Annotated in this window: 13 protein-coding genes; 1 reads left to right on the forward strand and 12 read right to left on the reverse strand. The window is 60.6% G+C overall.

The window, feature by feature from the left end; translation table 11 throughout:
- Positions 1 to 642 precede the first annotated feature (642 nt).
- Positions 643 to 3180 (forward strand): TonB-dependent receptor plug domain-containing protein, encoded by a 2538-nt coding sequence (locus AC6R19_RS08920; protein ID WP_500579450.1) that lies wholly within the window; start codon positions 643 to 645, stop codon positions 3178 to 3180.
- A 99-nt stretch (positions 3181 to 3279) separates the two neighbouring features.
- Here the strand turns inward: AC6R19_RS08920 and AC6R19_RS08925 are convergent, their stop codons facing one another.
- From AC6R19_RS08925 to nuoC, 12 genes are all read right to left on the reverse strand, one after another.
- Positions 3280 to 3738, reverse strand: a complete 459-nt coding sequence (locus AC6R19_RS08925) for a hypothetical protein (RefSeq protein ID WP_500579451.1) — start codon at positions 3736 to 3738, stop codon at positions 3280 to 3282.
- 87 nt (positions 3739 to 3825) lie between these two features.
- A complete protein-coding gene (locus tag AC6R19_RS08930; RefSeq protein ID WP_500579452.1) occupies positions 3826 to 5346 on the reverse strand; it encodes an NADH-quinone oxidoreductase subunit N in 1521 nt (506 codons plus the stop codon).
- Positions 5343 to 6929: an NADH-quinone oxidoreductase subunit M gene (nuoM, locus tag AC6R19_RS08935; RefSeq protein ID WP_500579453.1), complete on the reverse strand. Its 1587-nt coding sequence runs from the start codon at positions 6927 to 6929 to the stop codon at positions 5343 to 5345. Before nuoM ends, AC6R19_RS08930 begins: the two co-directional genes overlap by 4 nt.
- Positions 6926 to 8776, reverse strand: a complete 1851-nt coding sequence (nuoL, locus tag AC6R19_RS08940; protein ID WP_500579454.1) for an NADH-quinone oxidoreductase subunit L — start codon at positions 8774 to 8776, stop codon at positions 6926 to 6928. The genes nuoM and nuoL overlap by 4 nt, the downstream gene beginning before the upstream one ends.
- A 1-nt stretch (position 8777) precedes the next feature.
- A complete protein-coding gene (gene nuoK, locus AC6R19_RS08945; RefSeq protein WP_500579455.1) occupies positions 8778 to 9095 on the reverse strand; it encodes an NADH-quinone oxidoreductase subunit NuoK in 318 nt (105 codons plus the stop codon).
- Positions 9085 to 9603 (reverse strand): NADH-quinone oxidoreductase subunit J, encoded by a 519-nt coding sequence (gene nuoJ / locus AC6R19_RS08950; protein ID WP_500579456.1) that lies wholly within the window; start codon positions 9601 to 9603, stop codon positions 9085 to 9087. Before nuoJ ends, nuoK begins: the two co-directional genes overlap by 11 nt.
- 129 nt (positions 9604 to 9732) lie before the next feature.
- Entirely contained in the window at positions 9733 to 10251 is a 519-nt protein-coding gene (nuoI, locus tag AC6R19_RS08955; RefSeq protein WP_500579457.1) for an NADH-quinone oxidoreductase subunit NuoI, read from the reverse strand.
- 28 nt (positions 10252 to 10279) lie between these two features.
- Complete coding sequence (nuoH, locus tag AC6R19_RS08960) at positions 10280 to 11236, reverse strand: NADH-quinone oxidoreductase subunit NuoH (protein WP_500579458.1); 957 nt, start codon at positions 11234 to 11236, stop codon at positions 10280 to 10282.
- Positions 11233 to 14061 carry an NADH-quinone oxidoreductase subunit NuoG gene (nuoG, locus tag AC6R19_RS08965; protein ID WP_500579459.1) on the reverse strand — a complete coding sequence of 943 codons (2829 nt, stop codon included), beginning with the start codon at positions 14059 to 14061 and terminating at the stop codon, positions 11233 to 11235. Before nuoG ends, nuoH begins: the two co-directional genes overlap by 4 nt.
- A 187-nt stretch (positions 14062 to 14248) precedes the next feature.
- The gene (nuoF, locus tag AC6R19_RS08970) at positions 14249 to 15535 is read right to left on the reverse strand and encodes an NADH-quinone oxidoreductase subunit NuoF (RefSeq protein ID WP_500579460.1); all 1287 of its coding nucleotides are present in this window, start codon (positions 15533 to 15535) and stop codon (positions 14249 to 14251) included.
- A complete protein-coding gene (nuoE, locus tag AC6R19_RS08975; RefSeq protein WP_500579461.1) occupies positions 15513 to 16085 on the reverse strand; it encodes an NADH-quinone oxidoreductase subunit NuoE in 573 nt (190 codons plus the stop codon). The genes nuoF and nuoE overlap by 23 nt, the downstream gene beginning before the upstream one ends.
- Positions 16086 to 16107: 22 nt before the next feature.
- Positions 16108 to 17913 (reverse strand): NADH-quinone oxidoreductase subunit C/D, encoded by a 1806-nt coding sequence (gene nuoC, locus AC6R19_RS08980; RefSeq protein ID WP_500579462.1) that lies wholly within the window; start codon positions 17911 to 17913, stop codon positions 16108 to 16110.
- Between the last annotated feature and the right edge of the window lie 100 nt (positions 17914 to 18013).

An 18013-nucleotide genomic window follows, 5' to 3' on the forward strand; every position in this document is an offset into this window, starting at 1 on the left:
GCGATAAATTTCCTGACCTGGGGGCTCCGCGGCAGACCGATACACAGCGGAGCACCATCCCGACCAAGCGGCGACAGGCGAAGTCGCCGAAAGCGCTGCAAAATGACACCGCTGTCAAAAATAACAGCAATGCGGGTCCGCTGACAACGGCGAATTGCCACAAATGTGTAACAGGCAGTGAAACCTCCGCCAATTTGCGCATGGAAATTGGCAGTGAGTAGCGGTTGTGCACTGTTTTTGCGCCAGTGTTACGAATGGTGACTCGAAGAGGGGCTGGGTTCACAGCCAATCGCAAAGCTGCCTCCGTGCGATCCGTTGTCACGTCATTATCCGGATCCTGTGCGCAAACAGTTTTTGCTTGGTGTCACCAGAGGATGAAATTTACGCAGATTGATCGCTGGTCGCGCGCAGTCTTGTCACATTAAGCACAATACCTCCAAAAGACCAAAAACAATAAAAAGCGGTTAAAGTGCGCTGATCTTGATTAGTTCCGTGGTCAATTCGCACGATTTCTTAAAAGAACCATTTTGCATTTGCGCCTGCGCGAATGTGTCACGGTTTTTGCATTTTTGCTGTGGGAAGCTTCCAACACGCACGCGCAATACGTGCGCATAACAACGAAAAATTGCAAGGGTATTCTCAATGAAAAAAAACACACAGATCGGAGTTTCGTCGGTCTCGTTGATCGCTCTGACCGGCGCCTTGGCCGCGCCGGTTCTGGCGCAGTCCACTGGTGACAATTTGGTGATTGAAGAAGTAGTGACCGTAGGCTCGAGAACCAAGCCGCGCTCCGTGGGTGAATCTCCGGTTCCCGTAGACGTCATTAGTGCCGAGGAACTGGCGAAATCCGGCAGCAGTGACATGTTGGACATGCTGAAGAGTTCCGTACCTTCCTTTAATGTGCACGACCAACCCATCAGTGACGCTGCATCCATGATTCGCCCCGTTAACATGCGTGGCTTGTCTTCTGACTCAACCCTGATCCTGCTCAACGGCAAGCGCCGTCATCGCGCCTCTGTGATTGCCTTCCAGGGCGGTGGCCTTAACGATGGTGCCCAGGGTCCTGATATTTCCGTTATTCCCAGCATTGCTCTGAAGCAGGTGGAAGTGCTGCGCGATGGCGCCGCCGCCCAGTACGGCTCCGATGCCATTGCCGGCGTGATGAACTTTGTTCTGAAAGACGATGCCGAAGGTGGTTCGCTCGAGCTGAAAACTGGCGAGTATTTCGAAGGTGACGGCCAGACCACCACCATCGCGGGCAATTACGGCATGGCAATGACAGACTCGGGTTTCCTGAATCTGAGCTTCCAGATGAAAAATGCCGACGACACCTCTCGTTCAGTGCAACGCGCCGATGCCCAGGCGCTTGTCGACGCAGGCAACACCGCGGTAGCAGACCCGGCACAGATTTGGGGGCTGCCGATTGTTGACGATGACCTGACATTGTTTGCCAACTTCGGCATTGACCTGAAGGATGGCTCCGAGATCTATGCCTTCGGAAACTACTCCAACCGCCATGTCGACGGCGGGTTCTATTACCGCAACCCCAATAATCGTTCAGGCGTTTATACCGACGGTGATGGCAACCGCCTGGTTGGTGCACTGGATGGCAATGCCGCCAGCTGTGATGCCTACCGCACCGCGCCTTTGGCCGATGGCTCTGACATGGTGGATTCCGGGCTGACGGCAGACGACAACTGCTTTGTCTTCAACAAGATGATTCCCGGCGGTTATACCCCGCGTTTCGTGGGCGACATTACCGACACCTCCTTTACTGCTGGTCGCCGCGGCGAGTTCACCGATGGTTTCATGCAGGGCTGGAACTATGACCTGAGCGGTTCTGTGGGCCGCAACGAGGCAGTGTTTGGTCTGAACAACACCATCAACCCATCCTTCGGACCCGACAGCAAGCGCGATTTCGATACAGGTTCCTACATTCAGCTGGAGAAGACCTTTAACTTCGACCTGCAGAAGCAAATGGATAACCTGAGCCTTGCCATGGGCACTGAGTGGCGTGAGGAGTCGTTCCAGATCATCGCCGGCGAGGGCATGTCCTGGCAGGTAGGGCCGCTGGCCGACCAGGGCTTCAATATTGGTTCACACGGTTTTGCCGGATTCTCCATTGATTCCGCCGGCACCGCCGAGCGCAGAAATTACGCCCTCTATATGGATCTGGAAAACCAGCTGACGGATAACTTTATGCTGGGCGGCGCGCTGCGCTACGAAGATTTCGACACCTTCGGCGATACCGCCAATTACAAGTTGGTGGCTAACTGGCAGATTACCGATAACCTCGCCTGGCGCGCTTCACACAGCACCGGCTTCCGGGCTCCGACCATGGGCCAGGCGTCCGTCGTCAATACCCAGACCTCGATCGTTGGCGGTCAGCTGACCCAGGCGCAAACACTGCCGGCGCCCAAGCTGGGTGAGGCCGAGCTGCAGCCAGAAGAGTCCGTTAACTTTGCCACGGGTCTGGTAATGTCTGTTGGCGATCTGGAAGTGACTGCCGATGCCTATTTCATCGAAGTAACCGACCGAATCGCCCTGACCGATAACGCCACGCCTACCGCAGCCCAGCGCTCTGCCATGGCGACTGCAGGCGTTCCCAACCCGGAATTGATTGGTCAGGTCAACTACTTTGCCAACGACTTCGATACCGAAACTACCGGGCTAGACGTGGTGGCAACCTACGGTACGGAATTGTTCGGTGGTGGCACCGACTTCAGCCTGGCCTATAACTGGACCCAGACCGAAGTTATCGGCGGAGACATCACCTGTGGCGGCAGTTTCGTAAACAACCAGGGTGAGATCTGTAAAGCGGTACGCCTGGAGCGCGGTCTGCCAGAACATCGGGCCTCCTTCACCGTATCCCAGAACTGGGACAAGGTGAGCGCCTTTGTTCGTACCAATTTTTACGGCGAGTATGTGGGCGTACACGCCGACTGGTTCGGTGAGGAATTAGGTTCTGAGTTCACGGTAGATTTTGAACTTACCTACGCCGCATCGGACAGCATCGTGCTGACTGCAGGCGCCGCTAATCTGTTTGATGAAATGGGTGGCGAGATTGATGGTTCAATCGTAGGAGTCCCTGACAATGATTTGGGCGGGATTTACTATGAGACATCGCCGTATGGCATTGGCGGTGGTTTCTACTATCTGAAAGCCGGGTACGAATTCTAAAACAACGTCTTGTTTTGGAATTCTGAAAAGCGCTCAGCGGGGCACTGCTGTCCCGCAGTGCAGCAGTCACAAGGCGAGTCTCATTTGAGGCTCGCTTTTTTACATATCCCAAAGCGAATTGGTGGCCATGGAGAGGGTAATCCGTTCCTTGTCCTGGATCTGCTTAAGGTCCTCGAAGACCTCCTTCACTTCTGCGGATTCTATTGCGCCGTAAACCGCCTGGTACAGGTCGGAGAAATAGCGGTCCACTTCGCGGCCCATATTGTTGATTTCGGTGATGGAGGGTGGGTCGCTCAGCTCCAGGCTCTTGATAAAATCCTCGGCGGACTCCTCGTGGGTATACTGCAGCCAGGTCTGCATCACCTTGTGCTTGGCCACTTCGCCGTAGTTGGCGAGATTCCTCGCCATACGCTGCTCGTGCTCCAGCATATGTTTCAGGAGCAACTGTGTTCTCTTGTCTTCGGATTTTTCCAAAAGCTGTTCGTATAGATCCGCCATTTCCAGGTGGAATTTTTCCGCATCCTTGAGGACTTCGTACGCCTGCTTGAAGGTTTTCATAGAATTGCCTTTCGGTATTTTTGTGTAGTTATGTGATGGCGGCAAAACATAATGCGTGTCTCGTCGATCATCGATCCATATGTATTCTTATAGTGCATTTATCCAATCGATCAAGATCTGCGGAAAGACTCCAAACAGCAACAGCGCCGCTGTCAGGGAAAAGAGCAGCAACTGGCCGGAGGCGGCTATCTGCACACCTTCCGAGGTGGCCGCCGCCGGCTGCGGGTCCCGCTGCACCATGATCAACAGCAGGCGCAGATAGTAGTAGAGGCCCAGGGCGCTGCCGAGCACGACCGCCGCCAGCAGCAGCCACAGCTGGCCCTGGACGCCGGCGGCAAAGATATAGAATTTGCCGATAAAGCCGATAGTTAGCGGAATGCCCGCCAGTGAGAGGAGCATCGCCGCCAGGCAGCAGGCCAGCCAGGGCGAGCGCCACAGCAGGCCGCGGTAGAATTCCCGCTGGAAGGGATCACAGGTGGTATCGTTGATCGGGTGGGGTGCCCCGGCCCCGGCCAGGGTAGTGTCGGCGATCAGGCCGACCACGGCGAAGGCGCCCAGGGTGGTGATCACATAGGCCACCAGGTAGTAGATCACCGCCTCGCTGCCAAAGGCGCTGTTGCCGATCAGGAAGGCGACGATCAGGTAGCCGATATGGGCGATGGAGGAGTAGGCCAACAGCCGCTTGATGTTGTTCTGCATCAGCGCCAGTAGATTGCCCACCAGCATGCTGGCCACGGCGGTGATGGCGAGCAGGCTGGTCAGCGTCGGTATCGCGAACAGGTCCAGTTGCGAGAAAATGCGCAGCAGCAACGCCACCACGGCGCCCTTGCCGACGGTAGCAATCAGGGCGGTAACCGGAGTCGGGGCGCCCTGGTAGACGTCCGGCGTCCAGATATGGAAGGGCACCAGCGAGAGCTTGAAGGCCACGGCGATCAGCAGCAGTGTCAGTCCCGCCAGCAGCAGAGAGGGGCCCTCTTGCAGCTGTGTCAGCGCCACCGCTATGCCGCCGAAGTCCAGTGCGCCACTGGCACCGTATATCAGCGCTATGCCGAACAGACCAAGTGCCGTGGACAGGGCGGAGAGCAGCAGGTACTTGATGCCGGATTCCAGCGAGTGCAGCTGGTCCCGCTGCGGAGACAGGTCGCCGCTCACCGCGAAGCCGAGCAGCGGGTAGAGCGCCAGGCTCATCAATTCCAGGGCCAGGAAGAAACTGGCGAAATGGTTGGCACAGACCAGCGTGGTGGCGCCCAGCATTACCAGTAGTAACAGTATGTAGAACTCCTCTGGATAACTGCCGTTGCCGCAGCGTTGCTGCAGATAACTGAATCCCAGCACCGCGACGGCGACTGCCGCCAGCAACAGCAGCAGGCAGAAAAACAGCGCCGTCTGATCCACCAGTAGCAGACTTGTTGCTTTGATGGAACCGACTCCCCGAGACAGTGTCGCGGCCACCTGAAAGCAGGCGTAAATCGCGGCGACCAGGGTTGCCAGCGTCGTGATCGCCGCGGCCCCGTGCCCGCGCCGGAAGGACACCTGCAGTAACAGGAGGACTATGCCACCGCTCAAGACCAACAGCGGCAGGATGGCGTGGACTTCCTGTGTACTCATGGCGATTCTCCTTCGCTGCGATCGGCATCGGGCCAACCGGGGCCTGCGGCGGTCTGCAATGCGGTTTCGGGTTTATCTGCGGTTCCGGCGGTGCGGGCTTTCTCCAACTGCATCGTGGAATGGGTGATGGAGGGTGCGGCGATATCGAATACCGGCTGCGGGCGCAGACCGAGAAATACCAGCCCCGCGGCCAGGGACAGCAGCGCCAGCGTCTCGCGAAAATTCAGGTCGATTACTGCTTCACCGCCCTCGGATTTTGGGGTGTGCAGTCCGCCGAAGAATACCCGCTGTATCATCCACAAGGCATAGAGGGCCGCGCCCACCAGGCCGATGGCGGCGACTACGGTGATCCAGCGGTTGGCGCCGAAGCTGCCGACCAGTACCAGGAATTCGGCGATAAAGTTGCCCAGGCCCGGCAGGCCGAGGGAGGCCACGGCAAAGAACAATGCGATGGCGGACAGCTTCGGCAGGCTGGACCAGAGGCCGCCCATTTGCGCCATGTCGCGGGTGTGCAGCCGGTGCTGCAGGGCGCCGACCAGGGCGAAGAGAGCCGCGGTACTGAGTCCGTGTGCGATCATCTGCATTACCGCGCCCTGGATCGCGATGGTGTTGAGTGCGTAGAACCCCAGCAGTACGAAGCCCATATGGCTGACGCTGGAGTAGGCTACCAGCCGCTTCATATCCTGCTGCGCGAAGGCGAGCACGGCGCCGTAGATAACGCTGACCGCGCCGATAGACATGGCCACCGGCGCAAAGGCCACAGAGGCTTCAGGAAAGAGCGGCAGGGTAAAGCGCAGCAGGCCGTAGGCGCCGGTTTTCAGCAGTATCGCCGCGAGCAGGATGCTGCCCGCCGTCGGCGCCTGGGTGTGGGCGTCCGGCAGCCAGGTGTGCAGCGGCAGGGCCGGCAGCTTTACCGCGAAGGCGATGAAGAAACCGAGCATCAGCCAGTAGGCGGCGGTGGGCGACAGCTCCGCTGCCAGCAGCTCGCGGTAGTTGAAGGTCAGCTGGCCGCTGGCGTTGTAGTGCAGGTAGACGAGGGCGACTATGGCCATCAGCATCAGCAGGCTGCTGGCCTGGGTGAAGATAAAGAACTTGATCGATGCGTAGATGCGCTCCTCGTAGCCCCAGACGGCGATCAGGAACAGCATGGGGATCAGCATCACCTCCCAGAAAAAGAAGAATAGGAACAGATCCATTGCCGTGAAGACGCCCACCACGCCGGCCAGGGTCCACAGATAGTTGAAATAGAAGAAGCCGCGACGGAATCGGATGTCCCGCCAGGTTACGACCAGGCCGAAAAGTCCCATCAGCAGCGTCAGCGCCAGCATCAGGAAACCGAGGCCGTCCACGGCTAGGAAGAAACTGATACCGAAGCGGGGGATCCAGTTGAGCTGCAGGCTGTCCCACCAGATGCCGCCTGGGGCGGCATCTGTAAATTTTGGCCAGTAGCTTGCGAGTAGCGCCGTGGCCAGCAGCAGGCTGATCAGGGAGATCCAGCGGCTGCCGCTGTTGAATAATCGCTCGGCCAGCCAGGCCAGTATCCCCCCGAGAAAGAGAATCGCGATAATTGTCACTAGTGTCATAAGGTCACCAGAAGCGCGAGGAAGAGAATGGAGCCGCACACGAATGACGCCATATACCAGCGCACCTGCCCGTTCTGGGTCGTGCTGAGCAGACCGTTCAGTTGCCGGCTGATATAGGCGGTTCCCCTGTAGAGGCTGTCGACGATATCGTCGCGGTTGACCCGGGCGAGGAACAGGAGGGGTTTCACCAGCAGTCGATCGTACAGCCAGTCGAAGCCCCAGCCGCCGAACCACAATTTATGAAGGGCCGAGGGCTGGCCTGTGGGACGGCGTTCTTGCAGGAAAAAACTGCAGGCGATGGCCAGGCCGACGATCGGCATCGCAATGGCAACGCCCTCGACCCAGACCGGCGGGTGATCCGGCTCAACCTGTCCGAATACCGATTGCAGAGGCGGCACCAGCAAGCCACCCAGCAGGGCCAGCACCGCCAGTACCAGTAGCGGTAGGATCATGACGCGATTGTTGGCGTCCTCGCAGTGGGCAGACGCCGAACCCTCGCGGCCGAAGAACACCAGGAACAGCAGGCGGAAGCTGTAGATACCGGTCACCAGTGCGCCCAGCAGTCCCGCCAGCCAGATGCCGTTGAAGCCGTGGTGGAATTCCCAGGCCCTGAGCAGTATCTGGTCCTTGCTGTAGAAACCGGAGGTCAACGGCAGCGCCGCCAGGCAAGCGCAGCCGACGGCGAAACAGATGAAGGTGAAGGGAATCTTCTTGCGCAGGCCGCCCATGGCAAAAATGTTCTGCTCGTGGTGCAGGCTGAGTATCACCGAACCGGCGGAAAGGAACAGCAGCGCCTTGAAGAAGGCGTGGGTCATCAGGTGGAAGATGCCCCCGGCCCAGGCGCCCACGCCGAGGGCCAGGAACATATAGCCGATCTGGCTGATGGTGGAGTAGGCCAGCACCCGCTTGATATCGCTCTGCACCAGCGCGCTGCAGCCGGCCAGCAGCAGCGTCAGGGCGCCGACGATGGCGACGGCGCTCATCGCCGTTTCCGAGGCGGCAAACAGCGGGTGCATGCGCGCTATCAGGTAGACGCCGGCGGTGACCATGGTGGCCGCATGGATCAGGGCGCTGACCGGTGTCGGGCCGGCCATGGCGTCCGGCAGCCAAGTCTGCAGCGGCAGCTGCGCAGACTTGCCCACCGCGCCGCCGAGCAGCAACAGGGCCGCCAGGGTAATGGTGAAATCATTGATTGGAGCGGAACCGGCAGCCGTGGCAAGCTCGCGGACATTCAGCGTCGCGAACTGGCTGAACAGCAGGAACAGACCTATGGCCATGGCGGTGTCGCCCACGCGGGTGACGATAAACGCCTTGCGGGCTGCGGCGCCGTTGGCCGGGTCCCGGTACCAGAAGCCGATCAGCAGGTAGCTGCACAGGCCCACGCCCTCCCAGCCCAGGTAGAGCAGCACCAGGTTGTCCGCCAGCACCAGTATCAACATGGCGCAGACGAACAGGTTCAGGTAGGCGAAATAGCGCCGGTAGCCGTCATCCCCGCGCATATAGCCGGCGGAATAAAGGTGGATCAGGAAGCCGACACCGGTGATTACCAGCAGCATCACCATTGTCAGCCAGTCCACATAGAAATCGAAGCCCAGTTGCAGGCCGTCGACGTCCAGCCACTGCGACAGGGAGACCTGCATGACCGCGGACGGATCGTTGCGGAATATCGCAAATGCGAGGGTTGTCACCAGCGATGCGGCCAGGCCGACGCTGCCGACGCCGACAATCGCTGTTGCACCTTCGGGCAATTCGCGCCGGCTGAACAGTGGCACCGAGACAAGGATCAGAAAACCGAGCAGTGGCAGCAGCGGAATCCAGGCCAGGATCCAGGTGAAAGATTCCTGCATTTCAACCTCTCAGTGCGTTCAGTTGGTCGATATCCACCGTGTGCCGGCGGCGGTAGAACTGCAGCACCAGGGCCAGGGCGATGGCCACTTCCGCTGCAGCCAGGGTGATGACGAAGACAAACATCACCTGCCCGTCCGCACTGCCCCAGTGGGCGCCGGCGACGACAAAAGCCAGCGCCGCCGCGTTGGTGCAGATCTCCACACACATCAGCATAAAAATAATATTACGCCGCACCATCAGCCCGGCGAGGCCGAGGCAGAACAATATGGCGGCAAGTGCCAGACCCGAGTGCAGTCCGGGTATGGATTCAATCGGCATTTTTTGTCTCCGGGTTTTTCTGTCGCGCCAGATGGAAGGCGCCGACGAGACCGGCCAGCAGCAGCATCGAGGCCAGCTCAACTGCCAGTATGTAGTGGCTGAACAGGGCGACACCGACTTCCTTGGGGCCGACATAGTGTGACTGCTGTGCGGATTCGCCGGTTCCGCTGAACAGCAGCAGAACCAGTTGTGCCAGCAACACGGTGCTCAACAGCGCCGGCCCAAACCAGCCTCGTGGCTGCAGCCACTCCTTCTCCTGTTCCACCGCCGCATCGCCCTGGTTGAGCATCATGATCACGAAAATCATCAGTACCATGATTGCACCGGCGTAGACGATCACCTCCAGCGCCGCGGCGAAGGGGGCACCGTACTGGTAGAAGATCACCGCGACCGCGAGCAGGGAGACGATCAGGTAGAGCAGGGCGTGGACGGCGTTGCGGCTGAAAATGACCATGGCCGTGGAGGCTATGGCGACCGCTGCGGTTAGATAGAAAACCATTGCGCTCATCGATTTACTCCTCGACCTGAAAGGAAAACTCCCCTCTCCCATTTATGGGAGAGGGGCCGGGGGAGGGGACCAGCGGGAGAGGGGAGCTTTCTTATCTTGTTCATGGGTAATCCCGAAGTTCTGTGTTCTTTATAAATTCAGGCTTTTCACGTTGACCGGCTCGGCCTCATTCTGCGCCTCGCCCTTGTCCTTCCCGGCAATCGCCTTGCCCGCCACATTGTAAAAACTGTAATCGTGATACTTCCCGGGTCCTCTGATCAGCAGGTCCTCTTTCTCGTACACCATGTTCTGCCGGTCGTACTCGCACATTTCGAAATCCGGTGTCAGCTGTATCGCATAGGTGGGGCAGGCGTCTTCGCAGAGGCCACACATGATGCAGCGGGAGAAATTGATGCGAAAATAGTCCGGTCGCCAGCGGCCGTCCTCGTCCTCGGTTTTCTGCAGGGAGATGCAATCCGGCGGGCAGGCGACGGCGCAGAGATTGCAGGCCACGCAGCGCTCCTCGCCGTCCGGGTCGCGGGTCAGCACTATGCGGCCGCGGTAGCGGGGGGCCAGGTAGGGTTTCTGCTCCGGGTATTGCACAGTGGCGTTGCGGCGGAACAGGTGCCTGAATACCAGCCACATACTGCGCAGTTGACTCGCGATCATCTGACTTCTCCGGCTCTTTTCCGTTTTCTTATCCGACCCACAGCAGCACCCCGGCGGTTGCCAGCAGATTCACTAGCGAAAGCGGCAGCATCGCCTTCCAGCCGAACTGCATCAGCTGGTCGTAGCGGGGTCTCGGTATGGCGGCGCGCAGCAGGACAAACAGCATCACCAGAAAGCCGGTCTTCAGGGAGAACCAGACCACCGGCGGCAGCCAGGGTCCCAGCCAGCCGCCGAGAAACAGGGTGGTGATCAGCGCGGAAATCAGGATCACCGACAGGTATTCGCCGACGAAGAACATACCGAACTTCATGCCCGAGTACTCGGTGTGAAAGCCGGCGGTGAGTTCGTGTTCCGCCTCGGGCAGGTCGAAGGGCAGGCGGTGGCTCTCGGCGATGCCGGCGATAAAGAACACCAGGAAGCCAACAAACTGGGGGAGTATGTACCAGCCGCCCTGCTGGGCCAGCACTATCTCGCGCAGGTTGAAGCTGCCCGCCAGCATCACCACGCCCATCAGGCTGATGCCCATAAATACTTCGTAGGAAACCGTCTGCGCCGCTGCGCGCAGGCCGCCGAGCAGGGCGTATTTGTTATTGGAGGCGTAGCCGCCGAGGATCACGCTGTAGACCGCCATGGACGACATGGCGAGGATAAACAGCAGGCCGATATTCAGGTCGATCACGCCGATGGCCGGCGATACCGGGATGACGACGAAGCCGAGCAGCATGGTGGCCATGACTACCGTGGGGGCGAGTATGAATACCGGGATATCGGCAAAACGCGGGACGAAATCCTCCTTGAAGAACAGCTTGATCATATCCGCGACCACCTGCAGCAGGCCGAAGGGACCGACCCGGTTGGGTCCCGGCCTGTCCTGCCAGAAGCCCAGCAGGCGTCTCTCCCCCCAGGTCAGCAGTGCGGCCAGCAGCACCGCCGCCGTCAGTACACCGAAGATATTCAGCAGTGTGGTCCAGACCGTTGTTGTCATGGGTTTTCTCCGCTTTCGGTGACGGGCTGGGGTTTCAGTTGGGCGCGGCCTGGCAGCAGGGGGGCCAGGGCTTCCAGCCCCGGCAGGCCAAAGGGCACGCCCAGGATGCCGCGGGGCTGGGCGTCGCTGATGCGGATCTCGAGGGCGAGGGACTCGGAATCCGCCTGCAGCTGCCATTGCTCCGATTCCCGAATGCCGAGCCGCTCGGCATCGCCACGGCTGATCAGCGCAAAGGGTTTTTCGGTTGCGCTGGCGATGGCGGCGGCTGCTGCGCTCAGCTCGTCGGAGCCGAACATCCGGTATAGGGGCACTGTGGTCAGTGCCTCGCCCTCCTGCTCAGGCTCTCCCGGCAAATTGGTCCAGTCCGGTATCGGCTGCGACGGCCGCCGGATCTCGATACCGCCGTCGGCGCCTTTGCGGGCACCGCCGATGCCCTGCTGGAACTTGAAGATGGACTGGTTGGAGTTCCAGCCCGGCGACCAGATATTGGCGGACAGCGGCGTGATGCCGGGGCTCTGGATACCTTCCATGCTGAAGGCCATGGGCGCGTCGGGATCCGGGGGCGGGGGAAATTCGGCCACCTCGGCCCTGGCGTGCACGGCGGTGCGCCCGCTGTAGCGGTGGGTCTGCCGCGCCACCTTGAGGCCGTCGATGCGGTAGTCCTCGTCGGGGCCGATCTTTTCCAGTACCTCAAACTGGGGAAACTCAGCGGCGAGGGCCTCGCTCAGGTCTATGCTGTGCCGCCAGGCGGCGATCGTTGTCAGCTCCGGGGATTGGTGCTCGCAGTAGCCGGCGGCGTCCACCAGCCAGCGCCAGCTCTCCTGAATAAAGCCAACGCCCTCGTAGACGGCGTAAAACCGCTGCGCCACACCGTTGCTGTTGATGTAGGTGCCCTGGGACTCCGACGTCGCCGCTGCGGGCAATATCAGGTCGGCGCGTCTGGCGGTGTTGTTCAGCAGGCTGTCCAGCAGAATGACTTCGTCGGCACAGGAGAGAATCCGCTCGATCACTTTGCGCGTGGCGCGGCGATAGAGGTCGTTTTCAAGGATCACCAGAGTGAGCGGATTTTTGTCGCCTTCGTTCAGTTCCCGCGCCAGCCGTTCCAGGTCTCCCTGTCCGGAATCGAAGAACTGTGCCAGGCCGAGGCTGTTTACCTCCGGGCAGGCCAGGTAGAGGGAGCCCGGGGATGAGGACCTGTCGGCGAGGGCAGCGGCGATTTTCCCCGCGCTCTTGATGATCTCCCCCAGCCTGCTGCCGCAGCCGGAGACAATCAGCGGTTTTTCCGCTGCCGCCAGGGCATCCGCCGCGCGCGTCGCCAACTCCCGCCGCTCATTGGGCAGATTCATGGCCGCTGAACTGTCGCCGCCGATCAGCTGCGCTACTGCCTCGGCAAAAAGCGCAATCTGCCCGGGTGTGTCGAATAAAGTTGCGCTGCATATATCAGCGAGCCCCGGCATCTCCGTGCCGGCGAAGAACACCGGGCTGTGCTCACCGCGCAGCTGGCGCACCGATGCGTCCTGCCACAGGGGGATCTTCAGCTTTTGTGCCTGCTGTTTCTGCCGGTTGCGCGCCGCCTGGCGCACGGCCAGGGAAATGCGCGGTGCCGTGTTGTCGATATCCTCGCCGAGAATCAGAATCGCGTCGGCGCTCTCGATTTCCGGTGTGGTGGGGCTGTGGATGCGCTCATCCCTCTGCACCCTGTCCACCAAGTGCAGCAGTTGCAGATCCCGATCGGAGAGGCCGGAATAAAAGTTGTCCTCCCCCACCAACTGTCGCAGGGCAAAGTTGTTTTCCAGCGAAGTGCGGGGTGAACCGATGCCGATCAGGTGGCGTTGGCCATTCTGTGCTTCGGTGAGGCGCCGGGCAAAATACTCTACCGCCTCCTGCGGAGGCATTTCCCGATGTACCCTATCGTGGGCTTCCGCGGTGGAGCCGATCATCTCATCCCGGCGCGCGACCAAGACCTTTTTGATGCGCGCATCGCTGTTGACATAGTCGTAGCCGAAGCGGCCGCGGTCGCAGAGGAAGTAGCCGTTGATATCCCGGTTGTAGAGATTGACCACCCGGCGCAGCACCGGCTCCTGGCCGTTGCCGGGCTCGCGCGCGCCCGGAGAGGTATTGCAGCCCACGGCGCAGTGCTCGCAGATGGAGGGCGCCGACTGCAGGTCCCATTTGCGCACGAAGTGCTTGCTGAAGGTCTTGTCGGTGAATACGCCGGTGGGGCAGACCTCCACCAGGTTGCCGCTGAAGCCGCTTTCCAGCATGCCGTCCTGCTGGCGGCCGAAATAGACCTGGTTGTTTCGACCCAGCGGCTGCAGGTCGCTGCCGCCGGCGTAATCGCGGTAGAAGCGGGTGCAGCGATAGCAGGCGATGCAGCGGTTCATCTCGTGGTTGATAAAGGGGCCCAGGTACTGGTTGCGGTGGGTGCGCTTGCTGCCGCGGTAACGCCGGTCGACGTGACCGGTCATCTCGGTCATATCCTGCAGGTGGCACTCGCCGCCCTCTTCGCACACGGGGCAGTCGTGGGGGTGATTGGTCATCAGGGCTTCGATGATGCTGCCGCGGAATTCCCGCGCGTTTTCGGCATCGACGCTGTAGATGCCGCCCTCCCTGACCTGGGTCATGCAGCTCATCACCAGCCGGCCGCGCTGATCCTCGGCGTCTTTGTATTCGATCACCGCGCACTGGCGGCAGGCGCCGACCGAGCCCATGGCCGGGTGCCAGCAGAAGTAGGGCAGGTTGATACCCAGGGAGAGGCAGATGCTGAGGAGGTTCTGCTCTCCGTCTACCTGGTATTGTTCGCCGTCGATGGTGATGGTTGGCATTTTGGGTCCGTTTTTTTTGCCTTATGAGTAACTACTGGCCTCTCCCGTTGCCGGTTAGAGAGGCCTCGGCGGCCCTGCTGCCGGTGACCGTCCGGGAAAAAGCCTCATCGGCAAACATTTCCCGGAGGGTCCCCGGCATCAGGACCTTCGCATCTGGCTCTGGTATTCTTTCCCGAGTCCCGAGAATTCATATATAGGGGCAGCAGCCCTTTGTAATGTGATCGATAAAATCCTGCTCGAATAATTTCAGCGCACTCTGTATCGGTTCAGCCGCGCCGGGGGCCAGTGCGCAGAAGGTGTTGCCGGGACCCATGCGCTGCGCCTGTTCCCGCAGCAGCTCCAGGTCCTCCGGGACGCCCTCGCCGTTTTCGATGCGCTGCAGGATTTTTACCGCCCAGGGCAGGCCGTCGCGGCAGGGTGTGCACCAGCCGCAGGATTCCCGCGAGAAGAACTGTGTCAGGTTCAGAACCAGGCCCACCGGGCAGGTATGGTCGTCCAGGACTATGATGGTGCCGGTGCCCATGCGGCTGCCGGCCTTGCCGATGGCGTCATAGTCCATCGGCAGGTCCAGGTGCTCGGGGCCGAGAAAATCGGTGGAGCCGCCGCCGGGGAGGAGGCCCTTCAATTGCAGGCCGTCCTGCATGCCGCCGGCGTGTTTCTCGATAATCTCGCGGATGGGGGTGCCCATGGGCAGCTCCCAGGTGCCGGGGTTCCTTACCTTGCCGCTGACACCGAACAGCTTGCTGCCGGCGTCCTCGCCGCGGCCGAGGCTTTTGTACCAGTCGATACCCAGATCGATCAGGTGGGGGATATTGCAGAAGGTCTCCACATTGTTGACCACCGTGGGCTTGCCCCAGAGGCCGCTGACCTGGGGGAAGGGCGGTTTGGCCCGGGGTATCGCCCGCCGGCCCTCCAGCGCGCTCAGCAGTGCCGTCTCTTCGCCGCAGATATAGTTGCCCGCGCTGCGGTGCAGGTGTATTTCCAGGCTGTAGTCGCTGCCCTGGATATTGGAGCCGAGCAGGCCCGCTTCCTCGGCTTCGGCGATCGCCCGTTCCAGACGCGCCGCCGCAAGGTGGTATTCGCCGCGGATAAAGATATAGGCGGTGCGGGCCTCTATGGCGTAGGCGGCGATGGCCATGCCTTCGATCAGCAGGTGCGGATCCCGTTCCATCAGCAGCCGGTCCTTGAAGGTACCCGGCTCCATTTCATCGGCGTTGCACACCAGGTATTTGACCGACGGGCTGCCCTCGCCGCGGGGAACGAAACTCCATTTGAGGCCGGTGTTGAAGCCGGCACCGCCGCGACCGCGCAACCCGCTTTCCTGGACCAGGTTGACAATATCTCCCGGCGTCGTGTCCAGCGCCTTGCGCCAGCCGCGGTAGCCGCCATTTTCCCGGTAGCGGCCTATATCCGCGGCGATGTTCTGCGGGCCTATGTTTTTGGTCAGCGGCTTACTCAGGTTTTGGTTCAGCATGGCTATTCTGATTGGTCTTGCTATCGAGGATTTCGTCGACGCTGGATTCGGTGAGGTTGCGATGCATCTCCTCGCCGATCATCATTACCGGTGCCCTGTCGCAGTCGCCCAGGCAGGGGGTTTCCAGCAGGGTGAATATCCCATCCTCCGTGGTTTCTCCGGGCTTTATGTCCAGCTTCTGTTCGATGTGTTTCTGCAGTTTCGTGCAGCCCATGATCCAGCAGCTGGCGCTCTTGCACAGCAGGATCACTTCCCTGCCCACCGGCTGGCGGAAGATCAGCTGGAAATAGGTGGCCAGGCTCTCCAGTTGCGCGACGGGAATACCCAGGTAGGTGGATACCGCCTGCATGCTCTCGTCGGAAACCCAGCCGCGGTGCTTCTGCACTATGCGCAACGCCTCCAGGCCCACGGAAGCCTTGTCCTCATAATGGGAGAACTCGCGGTCTATTTCGGCTTTCTCGGCGTCACTCAATCTGGCTTCGGCAGACTCTTCGCCCGCGTTGCTGTGCTCCATTACTTCTATGACTTCCGGTTCGAAAATGCTGGACATAAGCTATTCCCAACTATTAGCCCTATCGGTCCACATCCGCCATGACGAAATCGATGCTGGCGATAATCGCGATCAGATCCGCTACCAGCAGTCCGCGGGATATCAGCGGAATCATCTGCAGGTGCGGGAAAGACGGCGTGCGAATTCTTGTCCGGTAGGCGTTGGTGCCACCGTCGCTGATAATCTGGTAGCTGTTCAGGCCCTTGGTGGCCTCGACGGGATAGCAGACTTCGCCGGCGGGCATGACCGGCCCCCAGCTGTTGTTGACGAAGTGCTGGATCAGTGTCTCGATATCCTGCATAGTGCGCGCCTTGCGCGGCGGCGTCGTCAGCGGGTGATCGGACTTGTGCGGGCCGGGGGGCATATTGTCGAGACACTGGCGGATGATACGCAGGCTCTGCCAGATCTCCTCGACGCGCACCCGGCAGCGGTCGAAGCAGTCGCCACCGTCGAATGTGGGGATATCGAACTCGAACTGCTCGTAGCCACTGTAGGGCCGGCGTTTGCGCAGGTCCCACTCCAGCCCGGTGGCGCGCAGGCCGGGACCGGTGACGCCCCATTCCAGCGCCTCGGCAGTGTTGTAGACGCCGACGCCGCGGGTGCGTTTCTGCAGCAGCTTGTTCTTGATCACCATGCCCTCATACTCGCGCAGGCGCGCGGGCATATAGTCGAGGAATTCGCGCACCATTTTGTCCCAGCCCCGGGGCAGGTCCTGGGCCACACCGCCGATACGGAACCAGGCCGGGTGCATACGTCCGCCGGTGATCGCCTCGACGATGCCGAAGAGCTTTTCCCGGTCGACGAACATGTAGAAGACGGGCGACATCTGTCCCACGTCCTGGGCGAAGGTGCCGTAGAACACCAGGTGGCTGGCGATGCGGAATAGTTCGCACAGCATCACGCGAATCGTCTGCGCCCGCGGCGGCACCTGTATGCCGGCCAGCTGCTCCAGCGCCAGCACATAGGGCAGGTTGTTCATTACCCCGCCGAGGTAGTCGATACGGTCCGTGTAGGGCACGTAGGTGTGCCAGGCCTGGCGCTCGGCCATCTTCTCGGCGCCGCGGTGGTGGTAGCCGATATCCGGCACTGCGTCGACTATCTGCTCGCCGTCCAGTTGTAACGCGACGCGAAATACGCCGTGTACGCTGGGATGGTTGGGCCCCAGGTTCAGGAACATGAATTCTGAGCTGTCACTGGCGCGGGCCATGCCCCATTCTTCCGGCCTGAACAGCAGCGCCTCCTGTTCCGCCCGCTGTTTTTCCTGTGTCAGGGTATAGGGATCCACTTCGGTGGCGCGGGCGTGGTGATCCTTGCGCAGCGGATGCCCCTGCCAGGTGGACGGCATCATGATGCGGCGCAGGTTCGGGTGACCGCTAAACTCAATGCCGAACAGGTCCCATACTTCCCGCTCGTACCAATTGGCGGCGGCCCAGACACTGGTGGCAGAGGGCACGGACAGTCGCGATTCCGGTAGCGCCACCTTGATACGTACAAACAGGTCGCGCTCCACCGACAGCAGCTGGTAGACGAGGGTGAAATCGCTCTGCGGCTGCTTGAGTTCGCCCTTGCCGCGGTTGAGGCGCAGCCGCTCGTCGATAGCGGTCAGGTCGTAGAGCATCGCAAAGGGGCGGGAGATTTCCGATTTCAGGAAGCGCAGCAGCGGCAACAGGGACTGCTGGTCCAGCCACAGGGTGGGCATATCCAGGCAGTCTGGCTGCAGCCAGTAGTTGTCCTGGTCGTACTCACTGCGCAGGTCGCCGATAAAGGCCTCCGCCTCTGCGCGGTAGGGAGTTTCCGTGTAAACGCTTTTTGCGATTACGTTGCTCATCAGGTTTCCGCTAGTGGTTGTTTTTTATAACTTCCTTGATACCCGTGCTCCGTAGGAGCCTGCCTGCAGGTGGATGGACACAGAGCTCTGTTCCTGTTCG

The organism is Microbulbifer sp. SE14 (genome assembly GCF_059834885.1).

Coding starts and splice junctions, on each gene's coding strand:
- nuoL (WP_500579454.1), bottom strand. CDS start 8,776: ATGCAGGAATCTTTCACCTGGATCCTGGCCTGGATTCCGCTGCTGCCA.
- AC6R19_RS08930 (WP_500579452.1), bottom strand. CDS start 5,346: ATGAGTACACAGGAAGTCCACGCCATCCTGCCGCTGTTGGTCTTGAGC.
- nuoE (WP_500579461.1), bottom strand. CDS start 16,085: ATGTCCAGCATTTTCGAACCGGAAGTCATAGAAGTAATGGAGCACAGC.
- nuoK (WP_500579455.1), bottom strand. CDS start 9,095: ATGCCGATTGAATCCATACCCGGACTGCACTCGGGTCTGGCACTTGCC.
- nuoC (WP_500579462.1), bottom strand. CDS start 17,913: ATGAGCAACGTAATCGCAAAAAGCGTTTACACGGAAACTCCCTACCGC.
- AC6R19_RS08920 (WP_500579450.1), top strand. CDS start 643: ATGAAAAAAAACACACAGATCGGAGTTTCGTCGGTCTCGTTGATCGCT.
- nuoH (WP_500579458.1), bottom strand. CDS start 11,236: ATGACAACAACGGTCTGGACCACACTGCTGAATATCTTCGGTGTACTG.
- nuoI (WP_500579457.1), bottom strand. CDS start 10,251: ATGATCGCGAGTCAACTGCGCAGTATGTGGCTGGTATTCAGGCACCTG.
- nuoG (WP_500579459.1), bottom strand. CDS start 14,061: ATGCCAACCATCACCATCGACGGCGAACAATACCAGGTAGACGGAGAG.
- AC6R19_RS08925 (WP_500579451.1), bottom strand. CDS start 3,738: ATGAAAACCTTCAAGCAGGCGTACGAAGTCCTCAAGGATGCGGAAAAA.
- nuoM (WP_500579453.1), bottom strand. CDS start 6,929: ATGACACTAGTGACAATTATCGCGATTCTCTTTCTCGGGGGGATACTG.
- nuoJ (WP_500579456.1), bottom strand. CDS start 9,603: ATGAGCGCAATGGTTTTCTATCTAACCGCAGCGGTCGCCATAGCCTCC.
- nuoF (WP_500579460.1), bottom strand. CDS start 15,535: ATGCTGAACCAAAACCTGAGTAAGCCGCTGACCAAAAACATAGGCCCG.